The organism is Tautonia plasticadhaerens (assembly GCF_007752535.1).
Lineage (GTDB): Bacteria > Planctomycetota > Planctomycetia > Isosphaerales > Isosphaeraceae > Tautonia > Tautonia plasticadhaerens.
Genome location: NZ_CP036426.1, coordinates 4,283,573 through 4,309,534 on the forward strand (window position 1 = coordinate 4,283,573; position 25,962 = coordinate 4,309,534).

Annotated in this window: 26 protein-coding genes; 9 read left to right on the forward strand and 17 right to left on the reverse strand. The window is 68.5% G+C overall.

Annotated features, from left to right (window positions below):
- Positions 1 to 147 precede the first annotated feature (147 nt).
- Complete coding sequence (locus ElP_RS17220) at positions 148 to 1,302, forward strand: ISAs1 family transposase (RefSeq protein ID WP_145271338.1); 1,155 nt, start codon at positions 148 to 150, stop codon at positions 1,300 to 1,302.
- A gap of 253 nt (positions 1,303 to 1,555) precedes the next feature.
- On the opposite strand, the gene ElP_RS41230 is transcribed toward ElP_RS17220, so the two are convergent.
- The 3 genes from ElP_RS41230 to ElP_RS17235 all read right to left on the reverse strand — a co-directional run bounded on the left by ElP_RS41230 (position 1,556) and on the right by ElP_RS17235 (position 4,279).
- Positions 1,556 to 2,769 (reverse strand): ISAzo13 family transposase gene (locus tag ElP_RS41230; RefSeq protein ID WP_390834704.1). Its coding sequence is split into 2 segments (ribosomal slippage): positions 1,556 to 2,292 and positions 2,292 to 2,769, totalling 1,215 coding nucleotides; the frame shifts between segments, so codons are not numbered across the junction.
- Between the two features lie 69 nt (positions 2,770 to 2,838).
- The gene (locus tag ElP_RS17230) at positions 2,839 to 3,099 is read right to left on the reverse strand and encodes a hypothetical protein (protein ID WP_145271352.1); all 261 of its coding nucleotides are present in this window, start codon (positions 3,097 to 3,099) and stop codon (positions 2,839 to 2,841) included.
- A 373-nt stretch (positions 3,100 to 3,472) separates the two neighbouring features.
- The gene (locus ElP_RS17235) at positions 3,473 to 4,279 is read right to left on the reverse strand and encodes an IS5 family transposase (protein WP_145269653.1); all 807 of its coding nucleotides are present in this window, start codon (positions 4,277 to 4,279) and stop codon (positions 3,473 to 3,475) included.
- Positions 4,280 to 4,412: 133 nt separating this feature from the next.
- On the opposite strand from ElP_RS17235, the gene ElP_RS17240 reads away from it, so the two are divergent.
- Positions 4,413 to 5,684, forward strand: a complete 1,272-nt coding sequence (locus ElP_RS17240; protein ID WP_145267809.1) for an IS701 family transposase — start codon at positions 4,413 to 4,415, stop codon at positions 5,682 to 5,684.
- A gap of 274 nt (positions 5,685 to 5,958) precedes the next feature.
- Here ElP_RS17240 and ElP_RS17245 read toward each other — a convergent pair whose 3' ends face one another.
- The 3 genes from ElP_RS17245 to ElP_RS17255 all read right to left on the reverse strand — a co-directional run bounded on the left by ElP_RS17245 (position 5,959) and on the right by ElP_RS17255 (position 8,226).
- The gene (locus tag ElP_RS17245) at positions 5,959 to 6,309 is read right to left on the reverse strand and encodes a hypothetical protein (RefSeq protein WP_145271353.1); all 351 of its coding nucleotides are present in this window, start codon (positions 6,307 to 6,309) and stop codon (positions 5,959 to 5,961) included.
- Between the two features lie 279 nt (positions 6,310 to 6,588).
- Positions 6,589 to 7,917: a hypothetical protein gene (locus ElP_RS17250; protein WP_145271355.1), complete on the reverse strand. Its 1,329-nt coding sequence runs from the start codon at positions 7,915 to 7,917 to the stop codon at positions 6,589 to 6,591.
- A 105-nt stretch (positions 7,918 to 8,022) separates the two neighbouring features.
- Positions 8,023 to 8,226: a hypothetical protein gene (locus ElP_RS17255; RefSeq protein ID WP_145271357.1), complete on the reverse strand. Its 204-nt coding sequence runs from the start codon at positions 8,224 to 8,226 to the stop codon at positions 8,023 to 8,025.
- Between the two features lie 140 nt (positions 8,227 to 8,366).
- Here ElP_RS17255 and ElP_RS17260 point away from each other — a divergent pair, with 140 nt between their 5' ends.
- Both ElP_RS17260 and ElP_RS17265 read left to right on the forward strand, forming a co-directional pair.
- On the forward strand, positions 8,367 to 9,740 hold the full coding sequence (locus ElP_RS17260) for an IS701 family transposase (protein ID WP_145269655.1): 1,374 nt from the start codon (positions 8,367 to 8,369) through the stop codon (positions 9,738 to 9,740).
- Between the two features lie 465 nt (positions 9,741 to 10,205).
- Complete coding sequence (locus tag ElP_RS17265) at positions 10,206 to 10,475, forward strand: hypothetical protein (protein WP_145271358.1); 270 nt, start codon at positions 10,206 to 10,208, stop codon at positions 10,473 to 10,475.
- 111 nt (positions 10,476 to 10,586) lie between these two features.
- Here ElP_RS17265 and ElP_RS17270 read toward each other — a convergent pair whose 3' ends face one another.
- The 8 genes from ElP_RS17270 to ElP_RS39725 all read right to left on the reverse strand — a co-directional run bounded on the left by ElP_RS17270 (position 10,587) and on the right by ElP_RS39725 (position 16,180).
- Positions 10,587 to 11,327 carry an ABC-2 transporter permease gene (locus tag ElP_RS17270; protein WP_197447070.1) on the reverse strand — a complete coding sequence of 247 codons (741 nt, stop codon included), beginning with the start codon at positions 11,325 to 11,327 and terminating at the stop codon, positions 10,587 to 10,589.
- Positions 11,324 to 12,028 (reverse strand): fluoroquinolone export ABC transporter permease subunit, encoded by a 705-nt coding sequence (locus ElP_RS17275; RefSeq protein ID WP_145271360.1) that lies wholly within the window; start codon positions 12,026 to 12,028, stop codon positions 11,324 to 11,326. Before ElP_RS17275 ends, ElP_RS17270 begins: the two co-directional genes overlap by 4 nt.
- Entirely contained in the window at positions 12,025 to 12,879 is an 855-nt protein-coding gene (locus tag ElP_RS17280; protein ID WP_145278504.1) for an ABC transporter ATP-binding protein, read from the reverse strand. Before ElP_RS17280 ends, ElP_RS17275 begins: the two co-directional genes overlap by 4 nt.
- A 189-nt stretch (positions 12,880 to 13,068) precedes the next feature.
- On the reverse strand, positions 13,069 to 13,986 hold the full coding sequence (locus ElP_RS17285; protein WP_231749764.1) for an SGNH/GDSL hydrolase family protein: 918 nt from the start codon (positions 13,984 to 13,986) through the stop codon (positions 13,069 to 13,071).
- Between the two features lie 77 nt (positions 13,987 to 14,063).
- Positions 14,064 to 14,804, reverse strand: coding sequence for a PP2C family protein-serine/threonine phosphatase (locus tag ElP_RS17290; RefSeq protein WP_145271362.1), 741 nt, complete (start codon positions 14,802 to 14,804; stop codon positions 14,064 to 14,066).
- A 42-nt stretch (positions 14,805 to 14,846) separates the two neighbouring features.
- Positions 14,847 to 15,293, reverse strand: a complete 447-nt coding sequence (locus ElP_RS17295) for a hypothetical protein (RefSeq protein ID WP_145271364.1) — start codon at positions 15,291 to 15,293, stop codon at positions 14,847 to 14,849.
- Positions 15,294 to 15,303: 10 nt separating this feature from the next.
- Positions 15,304 to 15,786: a hypothetical protein gene (locus ElP_RS17300; protein WP_145271366.1), complete on the reverse strand. Its 483-nt coding sequence runs from the start codon at positions 15,784 to 15,786 to the stop codon at positions 15,304 to 15,306.
- Positions 15,787 to 15,811: 25 nt separating this feature from the next.
- Positions 15,812 to 16,180 (reverse strand): SEC-C metal-binding domain-containing protein, encoded by a 369-nt coding sequence (locus ElP_RS39725; protein WP_231749766.1) that lies wholly within the window; start codon positions 16,178 to 16,180, stop codon positions 15,812 to 15,814.
- Between the two features lie 774 nt (positions 16,181 to 16,954).
- Here ElP_RS39725 and ElP_RS17310 point away from each other — a divergent pair.
- Positions 16,955 to 17,695, forward strand: coding sequence for an acetoacetate decarboxylase family protein (locus ElP_RS17310; protein ID WP_145271370.1), 741 nt, complete (start codon positions 16,955 to 16,957; stop codon positions 17,693 to 17,695).
- Between the two features lie 38 nt (positions 17,696 to 17,733).
- On the opposite strand, the gene ElP_RS17315 is transcribed toward ElP_RS17310, so the two are convergent.
- Complete coding sequence (locus ElP_RS17315) at positions 17,734 to 17,961, reverse strand: hypothetical protein (RefSeq protein WP_145271372.1); 228 nt, start codon at positions 17,959 to 17,961, stop codon at positions 17,734 to 17,736.
- A gap of 178 nt (positions 17,962 to 18,139) precedes the next feature.
- Here ElP_RS17315 and ElP_RS17320 point away from each other — a divergent pair, with 178 nt between their 5' ends.
- Positions 18,140 to 19,399: a glycoside hydrolase 5 family protein gene (locus ElP_RS17320; protein WP_145271374.1), complete on the forward strand. Its 1,260-nt coding sequence runs from the start codon at positions 18,140 to 18,142 to the stop codon at positions 19,397 to 19,399.
- 27 nt (positions 19,400 to 19,426) lie between these two features.
- Here the strand turns inward: ElP_RS17320 and ElP_RS17325 are convergent, their stop codons facing one another.
- Entirely contained in the window at positions 19,427 to 20,959 is a 1,533-nt protein-coding gene (locus tag ElP_RS17325; protein ID WP_145271376.1) for a hypothetical protein, read from the reverse strand.
- A gap of 688 nt (positions 20,960 to 21,647) precedes the next feature.
- Between ElP_RS17325 and ElP_RS40980 the strand changes: the two genes are divergently transcribed.
- Positions 21,648 to 22,724 (forward strand): NADAR domain-containing protein, encoded by a 1,077-nt coding sequence (locus ElP_RS40980; RefSeq protein ID WP_197447072.1) that lies wholly within the window; start codon positions 21,648 to 21,650, stop codon positions 22,722 to 22,724.
- A 142-nt stretch (positions 22,725 to 22,866) separates the two neighbouring features.
- Here the strand turns inward: ElP_RS40980 and ElP_RS17340 are convergent, their stop codons facing one another.
- On the reverse strand, positions 22,867 to 23,529 hold the full coding sequence (locus tag ElP_RS17340; RefSeq protein ID WP_145271378.1) for an SOS response-associated peptidase: 663 nt from the start codon (positions 23,527 to 23,529) through the stop codon (positions 22,867 to 22,869).
- A gap of 185 nt (positions 23,530 to 23,714) precedes the next feature.
- Between ElP_RS17340 and ElP_RS17345 the strand changes: the two genes are divergently transcribed.
- Entirely contained in the window at positions 23,715 to 24,755 is a 1,041-nt protein-coding gene (locus ElP_RS17345) for a WD40/YVTN/BNR-like repeat-containing protein (protein ID WP_145271380.1), read from the forward strand.
- Between the two features lie 99 nt (positions 24,756 to 24,854).
- Positions 24,855 to 25,898 carry a serine hydrolase domain-containing protein gene (locus ElP_RS17350; protein ID WP_197447073.1) on the forward strand — a complete coding sequence of 348 codons (1,044 nt, stop codon included), beginning with the start codon at positions 24,855 to 24,857 and terminating at the stop codon, positions 25,896 to 25,898.
- The last annotated feature ends 64 nt before the right edge of the window (positions 25,899 to 25,962 follow it).

A 25,962-nucleotide genomic window follows, 5' to 3' on the forward strand; every position in this document is an offset into this window, starting at 1 on the left:
TGGCAGCCGCCGCAAGAGACCCTCTGGAGCAGGGCCAGCGCGCACTTCTATAACAATCCGGCAAGCTCTGCGGCCTTGCGCCCGCCCCGCTGCCCGGGTATACCGTCCACCGTGTCGTGAACCAGACCCGGTGGCCGGAGGTCGGCGATGGCGGGCACCCGCAGCAAGCTCGACGAGATCGTGGCATCGTTCGCGATGCTGGAAGATCCCCGCTCCCACATCAACCGCCGGCATCCGCTGCCCAGCGTCCTGGTCATCGCTGTCTTGGCCGTCCTCGCCGGCGCCGCCGGGCCCACCGCCATCGCCCGCTGGGCGAAGCTCAAAGAGGGGCTCCTGATGGACCTCCTCGACCTGCCGCGCGGCATCCCCGGCAAGGATGTCCTCCGCCGCATCCTGATGACGCTCAAGCCCGCGGCCTTCGAGGCCGCCTTCAACGCCTGGATCGCCCGCCTCCGCGACGAGGCCATCGCCACGACCGGCGTCGATCGGCCGGTCGTCGCCATCGACGGCAAGACGGCCCGCCGCAGCCGCGACGCGAAGGAGGGCCTCGGCCCGCTGCACATCGTCACCGCCTGGGCCGGCGAGTACGGCCTGGCGCTGGGACAGGAGGTGTGCGGCGAGAAGTCGAACGAGATCACGGCCATCCCCGAGCTGCTGAGGCGGATCGACGTCCGCGGCGGGGTAGTGACGATCGACGCGATGGGGGCGCAGAAGGTGATCGCCGAGGAGGTAGTCCGCGGCAAGGCCGACTACGTGTTGGCCCTGAAGGGGAACCACGAGGCGCTGCATCGGGCGGTCATCGAGCACATCGACGAACAGCTGGAGGGGGATCTCAAGGGGGCCGAGGAGCTGACGACGAGCGAGCGCGGGCACGGTCGCGAGGAGCACCGGACCTACCTGCACCTGCCAGCGCCGGCGGCCCTGCCCGGCCGGGCGGAGTGGAAGGGGCTGAGGTCGGTCGGCGTCGTGACGTCGCGGCGGGTGAAGGGAGGCGAAGAGAGCATTGAGATTCGCTACTACCTCAGCAGCCTGCCGGTGGACGCGGAGCAGTTCGCCCGCGCGGTGCGGGGCCACTGGTCCGTGGAGAACGCGTGCCATTGGTCGCTCGACGTGACGTTCCGGGAGGATGACTCGCGGGTCCGCCAGCGGGTGCTGGGGGCGAACATCACCTGGCTGTATCGCTTCACATTGTCGCTCCTCAAGCAGCACCCCGACCGGCGACAGAGCCTGGCCATGAAGCGCCGCGGCTGCGGCTGGAGCGACACGTTTCTGATGGAAGTCATTGCTGCGTTAACATGTTAGTGTGCGCTGGCCCTGCCCTCTGGAGGCCGCAGACGGAACAGTGCTGAACGTCGCAATCGTTGAGGTGAGTTTGGCCTGGGGAGCACCCGCAATCCGGGCAGAGGTTGAGATTCTGAGCATACACGGTGTCTGGTCCTTCAGAAATGCACGTCGTCGTGCCGGTATCCTTCTGGGTGGTGGAACCCTGTCGGCAACGTCGCCGACCACGGCCCTCGTGCGCCCCTGTCGATAAGAATTAGGCACCAGAAAGAAGCTACGTCTTCCGTGGCCTGCCTCGCTTACGAGGGATCTTCACGAACCACTTCTCAAGCGACGGCAGGCGGATCACCTCGGCCTCCAACGCCTCCATCTCCTCGGGCTTCAGCCTGACCCCCTTGGCGTAGGTCGTCTCCACCAGGCTGACCACCGGGTGCTTCCGCTTCCAGGTCATCGATCGGGCGAATCCCAACACCGCCTCCACCGAGTCCAGCAGCGACCCGTTCCAGTGCATCTCCAGCACGCCCCAGCACCGCTCGATCGGGTTGTACTTGCTGTGGTACGGCGGGTAGTACGCCAACTGCACCACCAGGCGATACTTGCGGGCGAAGGCCACGATCCGCTTGAGGAACTGGCTCCGCCGGCTGTGGTTCTCCGGGCCGTTGTCCAGGTTGATCACCAGCGTCTTGACCCGCAGGAACCGCAGGCGGACGCCCTCCCACCATTGCTCCAGGCGATCGGCGATGAAGTCGCTGGTGACCTTCGACCGGGCCATGTACAGCCACAGGTCGTCGTGCTCGGGCAGGAAGATGCCGAAGGGGGTCAGCGTCGCCACGGGCTTGAAGTCGTGATCCGCCGCCTTCGTGCCGGTCCGGCTCCGGCCCCGCCGTGAGAAGGGGCCGACATGCACCGTCGCCTTGGCGTCGATCGAGAGCCGCAGGGTGCCCCTGGCCCGATCCGCCTCGGGGTTGACCGCCTTCAGTTGATCGAAGATGGCATCGGTCTGCGGGACTCTTTTTGGGGGCGGCACTTGGCCACCCTGGAGAGGCGATAGCCCAGCAGGTTCAGCTTGGTGTTGATGGTCTGCTGGGTGGGCAACTCCTCGTCGGTGTAGCCCTTCGTGGCGATCAACTGGCGTCGGACCTCGGCGGCACTGATCCGGGTGAAGAGCCCCTTGGTCTGGAACTTGGGGTCGGCCTGGCTCTGCCCGTCGGCGATGCTGCGGATGTCATCGAGGAGTCGGGGCAAGTGCTCCTCGGCGGGCTTGCGACGGCGGGCCGAGAAGGCGTCCACGCAGGTCATGCCCGAGCGGAGTTCGTGCGTGCCCTTGCGGATGGTCTCCCGGCACCAGCCGAGATGCTCCTGGGCCCAGCGTTGTCCACCCCGCCCCATCGCTGCGACGGTCTTGGCCATGAAGACTCGCTTCGGACTGCCCTTGAGGGCCTTGGCGGCATCGATGAGGACGGGGATCATCTCGGGGCTGGGCCGCATCTGCGTATCTCCTTGATCTCCTGGTGCGAAGGTCTCAGGATACGGAAGAGTTTTGTCCTTTCAATCCCCTCAGAGTTCCATGAGCCGCTTCAGGAAATCGTCCTGGCTCATGGGGGTGTGCTCGGGCTTGGAGGAACGGGTCTCCCGGACGGCTTGCCGCGCGGCATCGAAATGGCTGCGTATCCCGCCTTCGAGGATCGCCCTAGTCCGACGGCGGGCGGCTGCGATCCATTGTCGGGTTGGCACGTCGAGATGGGGCAGGATATGGGCGTCGGGCGCGAGGCGATGCCGGCGTCGGTACTCGGAGGCGCTCATGCCGAGCACAGACACGTAGATCGTCCGATAGGCTGTCCCGCCCAAGGCTCGGTCGGGCTCCCCGGTGCTCGGGGCCGGGATGGGCCGGAGCACAGGGGGCCGATCCGGACGACCCTGGGGTTCCGTCGTGGGCCGAAGGAGGTGGTCGAACCCCTGCGGCGACGGGGCAACCCGGTCCGGGCTCGCGTCGAATGAGGTTGGGAGGCTTCCTCCTGCGGAGATGGGCAGGAGGACGATCTTGTAGCCGTCGGGGATGGTGATGGTTAACGTCTGCACTGTACTCGTCCCTGGTGGCACTTCGTCGTGCCGGTGTCTCATCTGTCGGTGTATGAGTGTCGGCAACGTCGCCGACGGGTGCTATTAAGAAGCCCTGACAAAACCGGGTGAATCACATCACATCCTGGTGGAGGATACGGAAGCAGATGACACAGGCCGCCAGGGTCGTCCAGGCGTCCTGGATCACCCCCAGCCGGTCGTACCGCACCCGCATCCGCCGCAGGCCCTTGATCCAGCCGATCGTCCGCTCCACCACCCAGCGGACCTTGCCCAGCCCGCTGCCGTGCGGTGTCCGACGCTTGGCGATGTGCGGCTCGATGCCCATCCAACGCAGTAACGCCCTCGTCCCCTCGCTGTCGTAGCCCCGGTCGGCATACAGGTCATCCGGCAACTGCTTCGGCCTGCCCGGTTTGCCGGCGACGCTCGGGAAGTCGAGCACCAGCGGGATGATCTGGCGGTGGTCGCTCTCGTTGGCCCCGGCGGTGCGGATCGCCAGCGGCACTCCGGTGCGACTGACCATCACCGTGTGCTTCGTGCCCTTCCTGCTGCGGTCGACGGGGCTCGGGCCGGTCGCCTCGCCGCCGCCGGAGGCCCGCACCGTCACGCCGTCGACGACCACCGTGTCGGTCTCCAGCTTGCCAGCCTTGCGGAGCAGCCTCAGCAGGTCGGCATGGAGGCGGTCCCAGATGCCGGCCTCCTCCCAGGCCCGCAGCCGGCGATGGGCGGTGCGACCTGAGCAGCCGAGTTCCTGCGGGACATCCTCCCAGCGATTGCCGGTGGCCAGGACGAACCAGATGACACGCAGGGCGACCCGGTGCCCGATCGGCGGACGCCCGCCGTAGGGGCCGATGGCCGGTTCCGGCGGCAGGTGGTGGGCAACCAGATCGAAGAACTCGTCCGGCATGTGGGCGCTCGCCATGGTGGTGTCTCCTTCGGTTCGGAGGAAAACAGCACCAGGGCGCAAACTCCATGCCACACGGTTTTGTCAGGGCTTCTAATGCTACTCCGTTAAATCATACGAACGATCGACTGCTGCGGTTCGTACCGAGGGTATGAACCGGACCTACACCCCCGACTTAAACCCCGACGTCCTCGACCGCCTCGCCGCGTATGCCGCCTCCTTCCGCGCCGACTTCAACCGGCCCCGCCAGGCCGCCTGGTGCGGCGTCTACCTCCGCGGCCTGGTCCAGGACGGGGACCGCAAGAGCGTCGAGCCGATGGCCGCCCGCGTCCCCCTGTCGGAGGGGCTCGACGTCGCCGACCCCGACCAGGCCCTGCAGCAGTTCCTCGGCCAGAGCACCTGGGACGAGCAAGCGGTCCTGAGCCGCTACCGGGCCACGATGGCGGCGAAGTTCGCCGACCCGGCCGGCATCTTCGTGATCGATGACACCACCTTCCCCAAGCAGGGCACGCACTCCGTCGGCGTGCAGCGGCAGTACTGCGGCGCCCTGGGCAAGAAGGCCAACTGCCAGTGCGCCGTCAGCGTCCACTACGTCGCCCCGAGGGGGCACTACCCGCTGAACATGCGGCTCTACCTCCCGGAGGGCTGGCTGGCCGACCCGAAGCGACTGGATAAGGCCAAGGTGCCCGAGGCCGAGCGGCGGTCGCTGACCAAGGGTCAGATCGCCCTGGAGTTGCTCGACCGCATCCGCGCCGAAGGGCTGCCGGGCGGGCTCGTCGTGGCCGACAGCGGCTACGGCGTCTCGGGCCCGTTCCGCGACGGCCTGGCCGAGCGGGGCCTGCACTACGTCGTCGGCGTGACCGACGAGATGCTGGTCTTCACCGAGGAGCCGAGGTGGGACGAGCCCAAGGCCGGGACGGGCGGGCGGCCGCAGAAGCGGCGTCGCCTGGCCGAGGGCTCGCCCCGGCCGGTGGGCCTGAAGGAGCTGGCGGCGCGGACGCCGCGCCGGAAGGTGACGTGGCGGGAGGGGACCAAGGGCCCGATGTGGGGCCGATTCGCCTGGCTGCGCGTTTGGCCGGGCCAGGGATGGGCGACAGGCGATTGCGCCGGGGCGGAGCCGATCTGGCTGCTGATCGAGGAGCAGGCCGACGGCAAGCTGAAGTACGCCTTCAGCAACCTCCCGGCCGATACCAGCCGGATCCGCGCGGTGCGCCTGTGGCGGAGTCGCTGGCCGGTGGAGCTCGGGTACCAGCAGATGAAGGAGGAACTGGGGCTGGACCACCACGAGGGCCGCTCGTGGCGGGGCTTCCACCATCACGCCTGCCTGGTGATGTTGGCCTTCGGGTTCCTCACCCTGGAGCGACGCCGAGCCCGTCGGGGGCGATCCCGGCCGGGCAAAAAGGGGGAGGCCGAGCGCCGGTGATCACGGTGCCGGCGATCCGCCGGGCGTTGCAGCGGCTGCTGGCGCCGGTCAGCCGGCCGGACTGCGCGCACTGCCGGCCCTGGCTCACCCGCTCCAAGACCAAGCTAACGGAGTAGTACTAAAGCAGAATTGGGAAGTGGGTCAACCCCGAACAATCAAATTCATAGTACGTCTGAGTAGTTTTGATTGTAAACCAAAATCGGCCCGTAGTTGGCCGGGTCGTGAGCGTCGGGGAAGCGGCGGCGAAGTGATGCAGGCACGCCAGCCTGGGCCTTCAGTTCCGATCCATGATGGCCTCGAACTCCTCCAAACGCATGGCGCCGCTCCGGACCCGCTCCAGCACATCCAGGACCATCGGCTTCAGGCCCTCCAGGCCGGTCCAGTCGATGAGGCCCTCTCCTGCAAGGAAGCTCAGGACCTCCAGGGACGCTCCAAGGTTCCAGGGGCGGTCTACGATGCCCGCCTCGTACCACGCCCTCCAGGTGGACTGGAGCCGGGGGAGGTCCAGGGCGACGGAAGCCGGGATGGGGAACGCGAAGTCGGTATCCGGTATGACCGGCTGGTGTGAACGGCGCCGGCTGGGAGGACGACCGAGCCTGCGGAGCTTCTTCTTCAGGGACGCCATCGGGGCCTCTCTTCGGGGTTCAAGGTCCTGATGATGAAGAGAGTAGTCCGGATCGGATTTCTCGACCGCCATGCCATTTTTAGTGGTAATTGTCCTGGTCCTCTCAACGGTGGGGATCGACCAGCAGGTCGTTGCGGATTCGGGTCGCCGCAGCCAGGTGAGGCGTTTTCCTCCAACAACTGCTTGGTCCTCAACCCGTGGTGATTACCAGCAGGGTTGCTGCCAAGGGGCCAGCATGCCATGAGCGGGTTATCCGCATTGAGCCCCTGTCTCCGGGGATCAGGCGGCGATGGGCCCGGCTCGGAGGTGCGGTGGGCACGGGATCAGGCCGACGACGCACGCCAGCCGGAGTTGCATCAGCAGTTCGGGGCGTTCGGGCAGTGTCTCGTCGTCCAGGTCGAGGGATTCGATGCCTGCCGGGTCGCCGAGGGAACGATCTCTGCCTGGCTCTCTGTCTTGAACGGGCGACCCCATGATGGCCGTATCACCAAAGGTACTCTCTCTGCCTTCATCGCCGTCTTGATCGAGGCTTGTATCACCAAAGGTACTCTCTCTGCCTGCCTCACCGGTGTTCAGAACATCCCCGGACGACATCTCCTCCGGCCCTTCTTGAGATACGCCATCTGCGGGGGCCGCAGGTCTCCGCAGCACGGTAGTTGCCGCAGGCACGACCTCTTCCACGGGCCCGGCACCCCCAACCAGTGTGCTGATCGCTGCGTACTCCTTTGCCGTCAGATGCCACTTGGCGGCCTGGCCTCGCGTCGTCACGTCGCCCTGGTCGTCCCGCACCGTGGCCCAGTAGCGGCGATCGACCATGTGCAGCATGCCCCTGGCCTCCAGCCAGCCCCGGATCGCCTTGGCCCGGTGGCCGTTGTACCCTCGAACGAAGTCGCCGGCCTCCTTGGCTCCGTCCATGATGGACCTCAGCCGCGCCGTCGGCATGGTGCCGTCCTCGTTCATGTCGCCGCTGCACCAGTAAACGGTCATGAGAGACGATGCGGCGTCCCGGAGGTTGGCGACGAACGGACCGGCCTTCAGGTTCTCCCAGCCTTGCTCGTGCAACCACCGGGCGATCGGCTCCAGGGCGTCCAGGAGTCGCTGGGGAAGCGGATGCCACTTGGTGCTGGCATTCACCGGAAGGTCGCTGATTGAACCCTGCTCGACCCCTTCGAGGATCACCTGCGGCTGGTAGTCGAGGGCCATGATCTCGGGGACGGTCATGGCGGTCGAGGCCATGTACTCGTCCAGCCGGTCGATCGACGGCCGGAATACCTTGCGGAGTTGCCCAAGCTGGATGTCGGCGATCGTGTCGCCGAGATACCGCTCGACCGGCGGGTGGCCCTTGATCTCCACCCCGCGCAAGGTCGTGTCGGGGTTGGTTGCCCTCCACTCGGCGAACGCCCGCTTGACCTGGGCGTCGAGGTGGTCGAAGGCGTTGCGGACCTGCCGGGCGAGGAGGCCCCGCTTGAGCACCCAGACCAGCCCGTGGCGGCCGTGGCCCCGGGTGGACGGCTCCCAGTAGAGGCCGGGGAAGAGGCGGTCCCCCAGGAAGTCCATGAAGCCGTCGGCCTCGTGGGCGGGCGTGAACTCCTCGGCGTCGAGGTCCACCTGGGCCTGGACGACCGGGTTGAATCTCGCCGGGTTGGCGCTGGCGAAGAGGGACCGGCGCCAGGCGTGGTGGTCCCTGATCTCGTGGACGCGATACTTGCCCGCTCAGCGGCCCCGGCGGCGGGCCTCCAGGATCATCTCCTTGGTCTTGCGGGTGATCCGCTTCTTGCCGGCGCGATGGGTGCCCAGGAATCTCGCCTCCTCGTAGGAGATCAGGCCCATCTCGACGGTGTGCAAGGCGCGGGCTCTGCCGTTCTTGCGGAAGAACAGCCTGCGGATTTCGGTGTGGAGATTGAGATTTTCGTCCATGACGCTCTATATAGGCAGTAGTTTCCCCGAAAACCTGCACTCCTACCGGCCTCCTGTTGCATCTTGAGCGGGGCATCTCCCGATCGGACCTTGATGGGTTGATCACCACCTCATCCGGTCCCGCACCAGGAGATGCCCCGATGACCGACGCTACGCTGCTCTGGTCGATCTGGCAAGCACTGCTCGCCCGCTTCGCCTGGGCCTTCAACCGGCCCGGACACCGCCGCTTCGTCGAGTGGGTCACCGGCCTGGCCCTCAACGTCGAGGAGCATACCGTCACGCAGTCGGTCCTGGCCCTCGACCGGCCGGCCGACTGGCGGGCGATGGAACGCTTCGCCGAGTACGGGGCCTGGGATGCCGGGGCCGTCACCCGCAGCCTGACCCGGCTCGTCGAGCAGGCCCCCGGCCGCACCTGGCACGGCTATCACGCCCCGGCGGTCGATGACACCAAGGTCCACCGCTCGGGCAAGCACGTCTGGGGAACCTGCACGTTCCACGAGTACACCGCCCGCTGCCCCAACCGGGCCGCCACCGTCCGGGCCCATAACTGGGTCGTGCTCGGGGCCTTGCTCGATGAGCCCGGTCGGCCCGCCTGGTTCCTGCCGGTCTCGGGACGGCTCTACTTCCGCAAGTCGCAACTGCCGGCCCGGTCGGGGTTCGTCGGGCCGAAGGTGGGCTTCCGCACGAAGTGCGAACTGGCCGTGGAACTGATCCGGGAGCAGGCCCGGATCACCGGCGGGCGGCACCTGGCCGTCTTCGACGGCGGCTACGCCCTGAAGAGCGTGATCCGGCCGCTGGTCACGCCCGAGGGCGACTCGCCCCGCATCGAGTTCCTGACCCGGCTGCGGCACGACGCCCGGCTGCACGCCCCGCCGCCGACCGGACGCCGCGAGGGGCAGCGGGGGCCGATGCCGAAGTGGGGCAAGAAGCTGGAGCCGCCCCGCCGGGGCGGCCGGTGGTCCGGGCCGTGGCACGAGGGGCACGCCCTGGTCTACGGCCGGCGGCGGCGGGTCCGCTGGAAGGAGGTCGTCGGCCGGTGGCGGGTGGCCGGCCATGGGGTGCCCATCAAGGCGGTCGTCGCCTGCGTCGAGGGGTACAAGAAGCGGTTCGCCCTGGTCACCTCGGCCGTGGAGTTGACCGGGCTTCAGATGGTCGAGTTGTTCGCCGCCCGCTTCCGGCAGGAGGACGGATTTCGAGACCTAAAGCAGCGGTTGGGATGGGAGCAGTGCCGGGCCTGGACGAGGAAGCCGATCGAGCGGACGAGCCAGGCCCAGTGGGTGACGATGAGCCTGCTGCGGCTGGCCCAGTTCCGGCTGGAGGCGGCCGGCGAGGTGGGCTGGTGGTTCCGGCCGCCGTGGAACCGCAAGAAGGACCGGCCGAGCGTGCTCGATGTCGAACGACTGCTGCGACGGCACGGCCCGGAAATCCGGCGGCTCCTGTCGGAATGGCTGGGAGAAGGGCGGGAGGACGGTTCGAGGCGGTCGTGCGGCGGGGTCGGCGGGGTCGGCGGGTAGCGATCCGACGCCGACGGGCGTTCGAGGCGGGAAATCCGGGGCCGACCGAGCCACCTCACGGTGCGGGTAGCGGGGAGACGCTACGCACCGCCGGAGATGGGGTGGAGTGATTCGGGGAAACTACTGTATAGAGTGCGGCCCCGAGATTCCGGGCCGTGATTTTCGTCGTGACAGCCGAACGCCCCGGTGGTCCCTCGTGGTCCACAGGGGCGTTCGGTGTTCTGGGGTGACATGGAGGCCACTCACGGACCGTAGGACAGGATCGCGCCGTATGCTCGGGACGGGCCCGTCACCCTCAGTCGCCCGAAGCCACTCCAGATACTTGTTGCAACACTTTTGTTGTAAACCAAAATTTCGAGACATCGGAATCTCTTGGATTGGCCTTGCACCGTTTGGTCGTTCGGCTAGGATTGTGGGCATCCCGGGCGAAGATGCCCGGGCAGGGTTGGTGGAAAGGAGACAACCGTGAGCATGCTTCTCGAACACATCATCGCCGAACGCCGCATCGCCTCTCAGCGGGCCGATTACGGCAAGATGTGGATGGAGTACAGGGGATACGAAATCACGCCTCGTCTCTACGGAGACGTGAGGGTGTACTCATGCGGCGACGGGGTGGAGGAGGAGGACCTCTTCGACCTCATCGACGAACTCGAAGACGATCCCGACGAACTCCGGGAAGAGGTCCGGGGCGACTGGGCTCGTGAGACAGGCCGATCGAGCGGTCCCCCGGCTTGATGCCGTAGATTCGGCTGACCATGGTCGGACACTCACCCCCGGAGGATCGGTGGCGAGTATCCGAGGTCGGCTCCCCTCGGCCTTCGAATCCGGGCCTACCTGCCGTCCCGCTCATCCCTGCATCACCCGGTCGAAGCGGCGCAGCAGGGGCACCAGCAGGAGGGCCTGGTATGCCGCCCCGACCAGCAGGTAGGCCGGGTAGCCGCGCCCGCCGGCCTGCTGGACCCAGAACGCCTTGACCGGCCAGTACGTTGGCATCAGCCCGAAGGCCCACTGCCAGGGCGGATCGACGAAGTAGGCCAGCACCGGCGGGATGAACAGCACGCCCGACGCCTTGCCCAGGGCGAACCCCTCCACCTTGTTCCCGGCGAACGCCCCCAGCAGCAGGGCGAACAGCGGGGCCAGCGGCGCCGAGCCCAGGGCCATCAGCAGCAGCGGACCCGGGGCCACCCGCACCAACCCGGCGATCGGGAAGACGGCCAGAGTCATCACGACGCTCACGGCCATCGGCATGGTCAGCCGGTAGGCCAGGTAGCCGGCCCGGGTCAGCGGCGTCACCCGCAGGGCCGTCAGCGTGCCGTCGTCCTTCTGGTCCAGCAGCAGGAAGCCGACGACCATCCCGGTCAGGATCGGCAGCAACTCGACCAGGAAGCTCATCAGCAGGACGTAATACCCGGACAGGTCGAAGTCGTAGCGGCCCTCCAGCCGTGCCGCCAGGGCCGGCACGCCCCAGCGGATCACCAGGGCCAGGAAGACCGGGTAGACGACCAGCCACCGCAGCAGCGGGTCCCGCTGGATGCCCCTGGCGTCGATCGGGCCGAGCGCCCGGACCGCCCGGATCGCCTTCATCATCGTACTCCTTCCCGGGCGACGACGAAGCGTCCGAACGCCTTCACGCCCCAGGCGGCCATCGGGGCGACCCAGAGGGTCCCGTACAGCAGCCCGTAGGCCACCTCCCGGGCGGGCACGGGGCGGAACGCCGCCTCCAGCAGCACCAGCGGGGCCTGCACCGGATGCAGGTACACGAGCCAGCCCTCCCAGAGGCCGAAGTAGTCCAGCAGGGGCAGCGACAGGATGGCGGTGTAGAGCATCGACGGGAAGAGGAACTCGTTGATCGAGTCGTATCTGACGACCACGACAAAGCCGTAGAGGCAGTAGAGGGCGGCCGTCAGGGCGATGCCGGCGGCGAAGGGCCAGGGGTTGAAGCCGAGCCCGTACGAGGCCACGACGATCGTCATCGCCTCGACCAGCGACAGGAGGGCCAGCGTCAGGACCTTGGAGGTCAGGTATTCCCCGGGCCGCAGCGGGGTGACGACCAGGGCCTCCAGCGAGCCCTCGGCCTTCTCCAGCAGGACCAGGCCGGCGACGAAGTAGAAGGTGTTGACCTGCATGTTGGCCAGCACCAGCGCCGGCAGCAGCAGGCGCAGCGTCTCCGGGGGCAGCCAGCGGAGCAGGACGACCAGCACCACGGCGACGAAGGCCGCCGCCGCATAGAAGCCGTTGCGATACTGGAGCCGCACGTCGCAGGCCACGGCGGCGGGCAGGCGGCTCACGACAGCCCCCGCCCGGTCGCCCGGATGAAGATGTCCTCCAGCGTGGCCTCCTGGGTGTGGATCGTCCGGACGCCGCCGGACCGCAGCAGGCCCAGGAACCCGGCGTCGTCGCCCAGGCCGTCCAGAGGGAAGTCCCGGTGCTCGGCCCTGCCGTCGAGTCGGTACTCGACCCGGACTTGCCGCTGGCCGTGCCTTAGCTTCAACTCACCGGGAGCGTCGATCAGGGCGATCTGCCCGTCCACGAGGAAGGCCACCCGGTCGCAGAGTTCGTCGGCGAGGGTCATGTCGTGGGTGGTCAGGAAGATCGTCCGGCCGGCCGCCTTCCGGGCCAGGGCGAGGTCCTTGATGCGGCGGGCGTTCACCGGGTCCAGCCCCGCCGTCGGCTCGTCCCAGAACAGGAGTTCGGGCTCGTGCAGCAGGGAGCGGGCGATGCTCAGGCGGGCCTTCATCCCCTTGGAGAACTGCGAGACCCGCAGGCCGCCGTCGGCGCCCAGCCCGACCAGTTCGAGCAGGTCACGGGGCGCCCGGGTCGGGCCGGCGTAGAGGGCGGCGAAGTAGGCGAGGTTCTCGGTCGCCGTGAGCTTGAGGAAGTGGTTGGGGGTCTCGAAGGAGACGCCGATCCGCTCGTAGTAGTCGGCCCCCCAGTCCCTCGGGGCGCGGCCCAGGACGGCGACGGAACCCTCGGAGGCCCGGAGCAGGCCGATGAGGACCTTCTGGGTAGTGGACTTGCCGGCGCCACTGGGGCCGAGGAAGCCGAAGATTTCGCCCCGGCCCACGGCGAAGGACAGGCCCTTGATCGCCGGATCGGCGGCCCTGGGGTAGGTGAAGGCGAGGTCGGCCACGTCGATCATCATCGGCTCGGGCATGGTCGGGAAAACCACCGGCCATGGTTCATGGCGATCACTTCCGGTGACCGACGGCATCGCGTGTCGCAACAGACGATATGCGCCGAGGCGGGAAAGTCCCATGGGACATCGGTGCTCTGCGCCCGCATCCATCCTGGTCGATGCGCCACGACACGGGCAAGGGCGCGGGTCCGTTCATCGACCTGGGTCACCTCGTCCTTGATCCGCATAAGCCCTCCGCACGACCTCCCAGACGACCCCGGCCATGTGATGGTGGCCCTCCTGCGTAAGGTGGATCGTGACGAGGGTCGCCCCGCCGCGCCCCAGGATGCCGAGCAGAACCCGCTTGGGGACCAGCAGGGCCCCATGGCGGCGGGCCAGGCGGCGCTGGATGCGGCCGTAGGCGTTGTACGTCGGCGGCAGCGGCAGTTCCAGCAGGACCACAACCCGACCGGGGCGGCTGACGGACGCCAGCAGCGCGTCGAGCCCCGCCTCGAACTCATCGGGGGTCGTCTCCCCCAGGATGTCGTTGCCGCCGATCTCCAGCAGGACCAGCCGCTCCTCCGTGGACAGGTCCTCCGCTTGCCGCAATGCGGAGGCGACGTTCGCCCCCATCTGCGAGTGGTCTCGGACCTCGATGCCGTGGCGGTCGGCCAGGAGCGCGGTCCAGGTGACGGCCTCATAACCGCCGATCCCCGCCGTCACCGAGTCGTCGATGACCCCGAGTGCCGGGTCGCCCAGCGGGGGGACACGGGGCATCAGGTGATAGGGGACCTCGGCGAGCACGGCGGCCGACCATGCCAGGGCGACGGCCATCCGCAGCCTGAAGGCCCACCGGTCCGGGAGACGCTTCCGGAACGCCTCGCCGACGAACCAGGCCAGAGTGACGGCCGCCAGGAGGAAATAGGCCCAGGGCGGCAAGGGTGTCGCAGTGACGATGACCGCCGAGCCGCCGATCAGGACGAGGACGTTGCGGGCCGTGCGGACGCCGCGCCTCCGGGTGTAGGTCGACAGGCAGGCCGCCACGATCAGGCACGCCGCCCCCGTGAAGAAGGCGTGGCCGCTGGCGACGTGGTAGACCAGCCATCGTGTCAGCACGGTGCTCTCACTCACATCTCCTTGGAGGGCGAATTTGGCCGCCCCCGGGCTTATGACGGCTCGCCGCCCCGGGCGGGCGAAGCCGGCCTGCTTCAGCGTATCTCGACCGCCATGAACGTCACGTCGTCATGGGACAGATCGTCGCCTGCGTGTCGTCGCAAGCCCTCCAGGACGGCGGCCTTGATGTCCGGCAGCCCCCCGTCGCCGACTCCATCGAGGACCGCCAGCAATCGCTCGGCCCCGAAGAGTCCCCCCCGGCCGTCACGGGCCTCCAGCACCCCGTCCGTATAGAGGAACAGCCGATTCCCCGAGGTCAGCGGCATCACCTGCTGGTCGTAGGGCGCCTCGGCCATGACGCCGAGAGGCAGGTTGCGGGGGCCGGGCCGTGCGAGCAAGTTCGCCGGCTCCCATCGCCCGGCCTCCCGGCGTCGGATCAGGATGGGCGGATGGCCGGCGTAGGAGAGGTAGAGGTTCGAGTCGGCCTTGTAGAAGCTGACGATCGCCGCCGTGGTCATCGCCCTGGCGTCCTCCCCGCAGGCCAGGCGGTTCAGCCGCTCAAGGACCTCGTTGCTGTCGGGGCGATTGATCCAGGCGACCAGCGTCTCGTACATCCACCGGCTGGTGCCCTCGACCGCCCGGCCGTGGCCCGTCACGTCGGCCAGGGCGATGCGGGTCAGCAGGTCCATGTGGCAGACGGTGACGTAGTAGATGTCGCCGCCGGTACCCCCGTCGGCGGCCCGGGAATAGAGGCTGGCCGTGACGCCGCCGCTGACCAGATCGTCGTCGTGGTCCCGGGTGCCGCCCCAGATTTCCGTGCATTGCATCCGGTGCATGGATGGCCTCCATGGGCCTGGCGGGATCGCCACCCTGGCCCATTATTTCGACGACGTGGCGGCGAGGATTCCGCCCGTGATGATCAGCCCGCTGGCCGCCAGCAGCCGGCCCCAATGCACGTCCCGCCACTCGGACAGGACGACCAGGCCGATCAGGACGGCGACCAGGGTGTTCATGTTGTAGAGCGGGACCAGTTGGCTGATCTGCCCCCCGTAGCGCCGCAGGGCGACGGCGATGCACCCGACCCCGGCGGCCCAGCAGGCGCCGAACAAGGCCGTGTAGGAGGCGCCGGCCCGGCCCAGGGTCAGGTCGCGCTCGACGACCGTGATGAGCCCCCCGACCGCCAGGACGACCAGGCCGGTGATGGCCAGGAACGGCCCGGTCCCGATCCCGGCCCGGACGCAGGTCTTCTGCATCGCGCCCGAGACGCCGAACAGGAGGGCGGGCAGCAGGCCGCCGATGAGCAGCGACAGCAGTTGGTTCTTCACCGGACGAACCTCACCGCAGGGCCAGCGACGTGATCGTGGCCCGGTAGGGCGTGCCGCCCTTGTCCGGCTTGATCGCCAAACGAAGGTGGGTGACGCCCTCAGCCTGGACCGCCCAGTCCTCCCGCTCGAAGGTCGATCCCTGCGGGCTGAAGTTGAACTCCTGCCGGAGCAGTTCCCGGTAGGTCTGCCCGCCGTCGGTGGAGGCGGCAAGCTGGAGTTCCTGGGTGCGGGCCACCTCCGGCTCCTCGACCTCCAGGACGACCCGGCGGATGGCATGCGGGGAATCGAAGGCCAGGATGACGGCCTGCTCGCCGGGCTCTCCTGCAACCCAGCGGGTCCCGCCCGGCCCCCGATGCTCGTCGAAGGCGAGGTCGATGGGATGCCCGGGGTCCTCGGAGGTCACAAGCACGGTGGCCACGGCGGCGATGTCGATCTCCCCGGGCTTGGGAGCAGGAGGCTCGGATTGTGGCTTGATGATTTGCTTGCGGAGCATGGTGTCTCCTCCTCTGGACGACTCGTCATCTGGCCGCATGACCGCAGCACTTCTTGTATTTCAGGCCACTGCCGCAAGGGCAGGGATCGTTGCGGCCCGCCGAACCCGGCTGGACCCGCTCCCGACGGCCCAACGATTCCGCTTCCGACCGCAGCCGGGCGTGCATCTCCTCCATCCGGACGACGGCCTGCACCTCCGGGCTCGGCGACAGCGCCAGATACCGATTCGGCAGGCCCTCGCCCCGATAGGCCCGCCCGGGATCGGGCAGGAACAGGAGGGCGGCATCCCCCTGCCGGGACGTGAGATCGACGTGCTGGCCGGCGGGCGAGACCCAGACGCCGTGGAACTCGGCCTCCAGGTACCAGCCGGGCAACTCCCGGATGATCCAGCCCAACTGGACCTTGCCGCCATGGCGGGCGATGTGGGCCTTGAGGTCGGCGAAGAACTGGCCGGGGACGACCCCGGGACGGGTCGGATCGGCACCGTGATCGGCTCGTGGCCCGGGGCCAGTTGGCGGCAGAACTGGAGTATCTCGGGCGTGATCCGGGCCGGCGTCGTCGCTTGCATGCTCGATCCCCGTGATTCGATGCCGATGGGCATTGACCGATCCGAATGGCCGGCGGGAGCGGGCTGATGATCGCCGGGCGCCAGGATACACCGGGGAGCACCCCCGACGTACGCCGGCTGGGCGTGTTGCCCCCTTCATCGGCATCGACCCTCATCGGTCCGAGGTGCCGCTTGCGGTGAGCAGGCATGCCCCGCCCTCGATCCGGGCAGCCCCCGCCGCTTCGCCCGCTCGGCCTTGATTTTCACGAGAGATGGCAACACCCTGTTGCAAGGGCCGATCGGCCCCCACCCGGAGGCCCCTCCGGGACCCATCACTTCTCACGTCTCGTCGGACTGAAGGGAGCGGATGCCATGGGCGACAAGGCGCCACGCGACAAGGCGAAGCAGAAGAAGATCGCCGACAAGAAGGCCACCCCCTCCAAGCCCGCCCAGAGCCAGGAGAAGCCGGCGAAGAAGTAGCATGCCGGGACGGCCGGCGGATGCCCGGCATCTTGCGCTCGGTGTTGATGCCGGATGGATGGGACTATGAGCCGTCCATCCGGCTTCCCCACCACGCCCCTGTTCCGGGACCAAGGCCGGAATCGACATCAAGGGCGACGGCATGGGATGGCGAAGCGGTACGGGAAGGCTGGCCAGGCAGCAGCCTGCCGCCCTTATCGGGTCGATCCCCAGGCTGGGCGAGACCTGGTTGCCCGTGGGCCGCAAGGCGCTGGTCGGGGCCGCCTACCTCGCCCCCGTGGACCTCGTGCGCCCCCTGGTGCCCGAGGAGTTGGAGTTCATCCCCGTGCTGCCGGGCCGGACCCTGGCGACCCTCTTCATCGCCGACTACGGCCCCGGCTCGACCCTGGAATACCATGAGTTGGGCCTCCAGCCGGCCCTGGTCCGCTTCCGGGGCGTGGCGGCGGCCTGGAACAGCCTCCTGCTGGTAGACAGTCACGCCTCCGTCCAAGGCGGCGAACTCCTCGGCTTCTCGAAGCGGTTGGCGAGCTTCGACTGGCGGGAGGAGGTCGGCCCGGGGGGGCGGGCCTCCGGCGAGTGTCTCGTACGCCTCAATGAGCAGGAGGTCGTCCGCATCCGCTATCGCCAGGGCCGGATGCCGCTACCCGGCGTCCCCGTGCAGGCCATGACGATCCGGGACGACATGGTGCTCTGCTTCCGGAACCGGTTGCGGGGCCGCTATCGCTGGTCACACGTCGAGATCGAGCCCACGCAAGATGGGCCGGCGGGCATCATCGGCGGCTTCGGCAGGCCGATCCTGACCGGAGTGGCAACCGGCTACCAGGGGGTGATGGGGGACGCCGTACGGGCATTGGGCTTCCTTGCGCACCGCCACCCGGGATAGAGGTCGAACGCCCCGCTGGACACTCCCCGCTGTCCACCTCATGGCCGGTCCCCGAGGGACTGGACGGCGATGCGGAACCGCCGTGGGGCTCCCTGGATGCCGTTGAACTCCCGGGCCAGGGTGACCATCAGGGCGTCGGCGCCGTCGGCCTCGGCCCGGACGACGGCGTGCAAGGCCCCGACGTTGGAGGTGAACAGCAGGGCCTCCACGACCGTCCTGGTCGCCTCGTCCACCGGGATCGGCTCATCGAGGTCGGGCTCGTCCATATCGGTGCAAGCTCCTCCATCGCTGAGCGACCTCCCCGGACCTCGGGCCGCCGGCCCCTGGGAGATCGTCGGGCCTCCAGATATAACGAGGGCCATGATCCGACCGTCCGGGAACGGGGGCGAAGGGGCCATGGCGAGGGGCACACGAGGTCTGCCGAGCGAGCGGTTCCCGGGAGGGGTGTCCCGGGCCCTCCTGGGACTGGTCGTCATCATCGGAGTGACTCCAGCCCGGGGTCAAGAGCCGGAGCCGGAAGCCGAGCAGGCACGTCCCGCCGACGCCTTCGTCGATTCGATCGGCGTCAACGTCCACCTCGGCAACACGGACACGATCTACCGCCGCTACGACGAGATCATCCGCCCCCGGCTGGCCGAACTCGGCGTCCGGCACGTCCGGGACGGCCTGCGGGCCGAACGCAGGGACGTGATCGCCAGGCTCAACGACCTGACCACCCTCGGCATCCGCTCCATCCTGATCGTGAGCCCCGAGGAGGCCGTCGAGATCACCAGGGCGGCTTCGGCCTCGACCTGGGCGGTCGAGGGGCGGAACGAACCGGACAACAAGGGTGGAGGCTGGGAGGAACGCACCAGGCAGGAGCAGGCGGCGCTCTACCGGGCCATCAAGGGAGACCCGGCGACGGACCAACTGCCGGTGGTCATCTCGGGGATGGCGAACACCCGGGACAGCCCCGGGAAGCTCGGCTCGCTGGTCGAGTCCCTCGACTACGGCAATATGCATTCCTATCCCGGCGGGCTGCCGCCGACCAGCGGGGGCTGGGGCATCCCCCTGTCGAAGGCCATCGCCGAGGCCCGCAAGGTCTGCGACGGCAAGCCGATCGTGGCCACCGAGACCGGTTACCACAACCGCCTGGCCGAGCGGGGCCACCCGGGGGTCTCCGAGACCGCCGAGGCGAAATACCTGCCCCGGCTGCTGCTGACCTACTTCGACCACGGCATCGCCCGGGCCTACCTCTACGAGTTCGCCGACGAGAAGCCGGACCCGGAGTACGGCGACAAGGAGCAGCACTTCGGCCTGCTGCGGGTGGACGGGACGCCGAAGCCGGCCTTCGTCGCCCTGAAGAACCTGATCGCCCTGCTGGCCGACCCGGGGCCGGCGTTCGAGCCGGGCGCCCTGGCCCATGCCCTGGAGGGCGATCAGCAAGACATCCGGCGGGTGCTGCTCGCCCGCCGGGACGGGACCTTCGACCTGATCCTCTGGCAGGAGGTCCCGAGCTTCGACCTCTCGACCCGGGAAGACATCGAGGTGGTTCCCCGGGCTCTGACGCTCCGGCTGCCCGCCCCGGTCGGCCGGGTGGAGGTCTACCGCCCGATCACCTCGACGGAGCCGGACGGCCGGGTCGAGGGCCGGTCCGAGGTGCCGTTGCGGGTGCCGGACGACCCGCTGATCGTGCGGATCAAGCCGGGGCCCCCGGGAGGTTGAGGCCGCTGATCGAGGATTCGGACGCCCTCAGTGGGCGTCCGCTTCCAGGCTCTCCTCCTCGATGACCTCGAAGCAATAGCGGACGTGGGGGTTCTTGCCCGGCACCCAGCGCCGCAGGCCCCCTCCGAGCCGGAGTCGCAACCGCTTCGTCTCGGTCTCGACCTGGAAGGTCTCGCCGATCAGCGGCTTGAGCACGACCCCGATGGCTCGCTCACGGCCCTTCTCAGAGTCCCGCTCATTCGACGGGATCAACGTCCTCACCAAGCCCTGTCGGACCGTGATATTCGCCCAATCACTCGGGCGCAATGCCTTGCCCGGCCGGGCCGCCCCGAGGAGGCCCACCGCCCGCCGGAGCGGATCATCGGCGACCTTCCGGGCCTGCTGATTCCCGAGGAAGTCGGCGAATCCGCCGAGCCGCAGGATGCCCCCAATCGCCTTCGCCCAGGGCGTCATCGAATGGCGAACCGAGTCGTCGAGCGGGCAGCCGGCCGCCCTCCAGCGCTCGATCAGCCCCCGCAATTCCGCCTCGATCCGGTGGCGGTTCCTCGGCAGGAACTCCAGCTTGGGGTTGCCGATCGGAGACCGCCTGTCCTGGATGCTGCCCCGTGGCGTCAGGTGGATCGGCAACGCCCGGTTCAGGAGGTCCTGGCTGAGCGAACCGTCGTTGGTGTTGAGCACCACGACGAACGTGTTGGGCCGGACGACCGCCGCGCCCGCCCCCGGGGCGGCGAGCATGACCTCGGCGTTGGTGACGAAGCTCTCGATGAAGGCCGAGCGGATGAAGCCGCCGCGCCCGCCGGCGCTGTCCAGCCGTACGTTGTCGATCACCACGACGCCGAGGTCGGGGTCGAGCCCGAGTTGCCGGTGGAATTGGGACTGCATCGGCCAGTCGATCGACTCGTAGAGGAGGTCGGCCTTCGAGGCCATCCCCCGGACGAACTCCGTGATCGTCCCCTTCCCGGCGTGGCTCTTGGTCGCCGTGATCAGGACCAGGGGCTTCTCCCCGGGGAAGTGGTGACGGAGCATGACCGTCAGGGCTGCCGCCACGGCATTGGTCCGGTCTGCGGCGGTCGAGAACTCCATCACGTCGAGGAAGGCGTTGATCGCCTCCAGCCCCTCGCCGATCCGGGGCTCCGGGCCGACGGACAAGACCCGCTTGCCCGGGCCGCCGTCGTGGTATCCCGGGCGAGCCAGGCGGAAGTCGTCGAGGTAATAGGGCGTCCCGGCAACCTCGTCAACGGGGCGGAACTTCATGAGGAAGACCTCGCTGCGGAGCATGGCGTTGAGGTGGGCCGCAGGCGGGAGTTCGCTGGTGACCTTGCCGTTCCTGGTCACGATCATGCTGATCCGATCGGCGAGGATCGGGGCCAGTTCCGATGCCTTGGTGATCCGGCGACTCTTGCCGCCGGACAACACCTGGATCAGCCCGTGTCCGTCCGTCCCGTCCCGGTAGAGGTCCTCGCACCGGGCGAGTCTCCGGCCGAGGCGGTCGTAGTTTGCCTTGGCGCCGTCCTCGATCCGCCAATCGAGTCTCCCTCCCGTAGGGGGCTGTAACCCCATACGGCCCCCTACGGTGAAGGTCGCAGGGGTCGAGGCATTTCGGTCGGAATTCACCGTGTCCATGGGCCGTCTCAGTCTCTTTGGGGCTCAACTCTGAGGCCCTGCGCGGAGGGACTGGCGACCACCGATCCGCCCGCGCCCGTCTCGCAAGGCCCGATCACGCTCGGCCGGTCGGGGGTCGAGGACGCATCGCACCTGGGCCTGCAACCAATTCCGATCTCGTGTGGATTCTGGCGTGCTGGGCACCCGCCCGGACCCTCATGCAGATCACCGAGCAGGCGACAGTCGCATTATCCAGATCGACCATTCAAAGTCAATAATCATAATATAAATATGTGACGTTATAGAGGTTTGTGTTCTATCTGCCACGTCAAGAGCCGCCGCGCCGAAAATATTCAACGGGGCCGGATTCTCCCAAACCCCCTGAATTTCCCAGCTTCACGTACGGCCGAATCGCTCGCCATGCTCGTACCCAATTATTCTGGTCGGTACCCGCTCCCCTCTGTGCGCCTGTTCATGATGTTCGGGTCGGGAGGTCGGCCGACGAATCCCCCGGGTCGCAGCCGGAGCCTCCCCCCGCCCGAACCAGGGGGAGAGGCGCGGTGTCCGGATCGTCCCGGGTCGCTCACCCGGGGAGCGACCGGCGGCGAGGACGGCGGGTGCGGACGACCCCGGAGGACGTGGCGAGATGGATGTGATCCGCTTCTACAGCGTCTCCGGCGAGTATGGCTGCTTCTCCAACTTCTTGCCGCACCCGCCCCGGCTCAAGGGCAAGACCTGGCCGACCAGCGAGCACGACTTCCAGGCCCAGAAATTCGTCGGCACGCCCGACGAGGAGGAGGTCCGGAGCGCGAAGTTGCCGATGGTCGCCGCACGGATGGGCCGCAGCCGGAAAAGGCCGCTACGAAAGGACTGGGAGTCGGTCAAGGACTCGCTCATGCACGAGGCGGTCCTCTCCAAGTTCACCCAGCACGCCGACCTGCGGGAGGCCCTGCTGGGCACCGGGGAGGCCGAGATCGTCGAGCACACGGCCAACGACACCTACTGGGGCGACGGCGACGGCAGCGGCAAGAATCGGCTGGGTCGTATCCTGATGCAGGTCCGGGAGGAGCTTCGCCGCTGGTCGCCCGACCCTCATCCGGCCAGCATGCACTCGGCCGGAATCTCCTCCTTGTACGTCCGAGGCGTCACCGTGCTTGAGTACCTCGAAGCGACGGCGATCGTGGACTGGGACAACCAGGAGGTCCTCGCACTGGCGAGGTCCCTGGCGGGTGGGCGAGGCGATCCGGTGGCGGTGGCCGGTCGTTGCTTCGAGTGGGTGCGGGACGAGATCAGGCACAGCGGCGACCATCGCCTGGGCCCGGTGACCTGCTCGGCCTCGGAGGTCCTCCGGCATGGGACGGGCTTCTGCTACGCCAAGAGCCACCTGCTGGCGGCGCTGCTGCGGGCCAACGCGATCCCGGCGGGCTTCTGCTACCAGCGATTGAGCATCGACGGGGCCGGGCTTCCCTTCTGCCTGCACGGCCTCAACGCCGTCTACCTGCCCGGGATCGGCTGGTATCGCATCGACGCCCGGGGGGATCGGCCCGGAATCTCCACGGGCTTAGACCCGCCCTCGGAGCGGCTGGCGTTCACGCCGAGGGTCGAGGGAGAGGCGACCTTCGACGAGATATGGTCATCGCCCCTCCCGGTCGTCGTCGAGGCGTTGACCGGTCACGGCTCGTATGCCGAGTTGTTGGATCACCTACCCGACTTGGAGCCGTGATGGCCGGTGGAGTCCAGGGCGTGTCGCTGATTGCCTCGGCGGCGGCCCGGAGCCTCTCCGGGTCGGGGACTTTCGCCTTGATCTCGACTCTCGACGTTCTCTGGCATGATACCGACGAGATTCCGGGGGAGAGACGGCCGGTTCAAGATGCCGGCTCGACGCAACGCTCCACGTCGTTGCTCGGGCTGTTGACCAGCGTGCTGACCGGGTATGCCTCCATCTCCTCGGACGGACAGGGCACCAGCAACCCCTGGAGCCGCTTCGGGTCCTGCACGTCCGGGTCGAGCCAATGTTCGTAGGCCGACTCGGGCACGATGACCGGCATCCGGTCGTGGATCAGCGCCACCACCTCGTTGGGCTCGCCCGTGATGAGCGTACAGCTTTCGATCGGTTCGCCGAGCTTGTCCCAGCGTTCCCACAGGCCGGCGAAGGCGAAGGGCCGGTCGTCCTTCATGCGGATGAAATAGGGCTGCTTCCGCCCGCCCTCACGTCGCCACTCGAAGAACCCGTCGCTGACGACCAGGCACCGCCTCGAACGGAATGCCCGGCGGAAGGCCGGCTTCTCGGCGACGGTCTCGGCCCTGGCGTTGATCATCCGGCTGCCGATGTCCGGGTCGTCGGCCCAGGAGGGGATCAGGCCCCAGTGCAGAAGGTGGAATTCCCGCCCCCCGTCGCCCAGCCGGACCACGGGCACGTCCTGGGTCGGGGCGATGTTGAAGCGGGCCGGAAGCTCGGGGACCTCCGGCACGTCGAAGGTCTCGGCGATCTCCCTGGCCGTCGTCCGCAACGTGTACCTCCCGCACATGGCCGATCTCCCCCTCGAACCCGTTGTCCGATGGCTCTCGCCCTTCTACTGAACCATTGTATCATGCGACTTCGATGCCGATCGACCTACGGCACGCTCCATGCCCGTCATCGCAGGACATCCGGGCTCGAAGGTGTCACCATCCGCATGGTCCACCCGTCCTCGACCCGAGGGAGGCCCCCGCCGTGCGCCCCTGGATCACCCTGTCGGTCGTCATCCTCATCGCCGATGTCTGCCCGGCCCAGTGGGAGCCCCAGGCCGGCGCGACGAGGGGCCGGCTCCGGGGCCTGAGCGTGCTCAGCCGTGATGTGGCCTGGGCCAGCGGCAGCGAAGGCACGGTCCTCCGGACCACCGACGGCGGCCGGACCTGGACTCCCCGCCCGGTGCCCGGCGTCCCCGGCCTCGACTTCCGGGACATCGAGGCGGTCGATGCCGACACTGCCTACCTGCTCTCTATCGGCGAGGGAGAGCAGTCGCGCATCTACAGGACGACCGACGGCGGGGGATCGTGGGGATTGCAATACACCAACCGTGACCCGAGCGGCTTCCTCGACGCCATCGCCTTCTGGGACGCCGAGCATGGCCTGGCCCTGGGCGACCCAGTGGATGGTCGGTTCTCCATCCTGACGACCGGCGACGGGGGCCTGACCTGGGAGCCGATCCCGCCCGGAGGGATGCCTACGGCACTGCCGGGCGAGGCCGCTTTCGCCGCCAGCGGGACCTGCCTGATCGCCCACGGGGAGGGCCATGCCTGGTTCGCCACGGGGGGCGGCGGGGTGGCCCGGGTCTTCCGCTCGGCCGACCGGGGAAGCACCTGGACGGCCCACGAGACCCCCGTGCGGGCCGGCAACGCCGCCTCGGGCCTCTTCTCGCTGGCGTTCCGGGATGCGGACCACGGGGTCGCCGTCGGGGGCGACTACCAGGAGCCGGAGCAGTCCGGGAACTTCGTGGCGCTGACAGATGACGGCGGCAAGACCTGGAGGCTGGCTTCGGGAACGCAGCCGGCGGGCTACCGCTCGGCGGTGGCCTACGTCCCGGGCTCGGAGACGCTCACGCTGATCGCCGTCGGCCCCACGGGATCGGACCTCTCCGGGGACGGAGGCGAGTCCTGGCGACCGCTGGGCGATCAAGGCTTCCATGCCGTCGGGTTCGCCGGTGCCGATGCCGGCTGGGCCGTGGGCGAGGACGGAGTGATCGCAAAGTTCCTCGGTGCAACTGCCAGGTAGGCAAGCCATGCCTCGTCGGAAATCGTCCCGGGATGCCCGACCCTTGCGGGGCCGGTCGGGGTTCCTTCCTTGAAGGACCTGATCCCCGGAGGACCGACCGTGCGAGCGATATGCCTCTTTCTGGCCTCAATCCTGATCACTTGCGGGGCCTCCCAAGCCTCGGCTGAGGCCGACGACTTCTCCGGCCTGACCGAGGCCCTGGGGAAGGTCGTCGAGGAGGCCCCGCTGCCGGGCGCCTGCCTGCTGGTCGTCGAGGACGGCGAGCCGATCTACGAGCGGTGTTTCGGGGAATACACGCCGGAGACCGTCGTCCCGGTCGCCTCGGCCTCCAAGTGGCTCTCGGCCGCCTCCATCATGACCCTGGTGGACGAGGGCAGGCTCTCCCTCGACGATCCGGTCTCGGAGCACCTGCCGAAGTTCACCGGCACGAAGGGCGAGATCACCATCCGCCAGTTGCTCTCGCACACCTCCGGCCTGCCCGCCCAGCACCCGGCCCTGGGGGACTACCGCATCACGATGGAGGAGGCCGTCGATCGGATCGCCGAGGCCGATCTGGTCGCCGAGCCGGGCGCCGAGTTCCGCTACGGCGGGGTCTCGATGCAGGTCGCCGGTCGGGTCGCCGAGGTGGTCAGCGGCCAGCCCTGGCGGGAGTTCTTCCGGGAGCGGATCGCCGTCCCTTGCGAGATGCCGGACACGCAGTACGGGCGGCGGGGCCTGAGCCGCAACCCGCAGATCGCCGGGGGAGCAAGCTCGACGCTGGCCGACTACCGCAATTTCCTGACGATGATCCTGGACCGGGGCGAGTTCCGGGGCCGACGGGTCCTGTCCGAGGAGGCGATCCGGCAGATGGAGGTGGACCAGACCCGGGGTGCGGAGTCGAAGGCGGCGACCCCGGTGCGGTTGAGGGCCGGGACGAAGTATGGGCTGGGCCAGTGGCTCGACCGGATGGACGAGCAGGGCCAGGGCGTCGAGGTCAGCAGCCCCGGGGCCTTCGGCTTCCGCCCCTGGATCGACCGGGAGCACGGCCTGCTGGGCGTCCTCGTCGTCGAGGACCGGGGTCGCCGGGCCCGGCGGGCTGAGGGCGGCGTGGGCAACGTCCAGGAGGCCGTCCGGCGGATCGTTGAGGAAGCCGACGGCGAGTGAACCCTGTCCAGCCATCGGCAAGCGGCAAGCCTTCGCCTCGGAGCGTTGACCAGAGGGGGCCAGG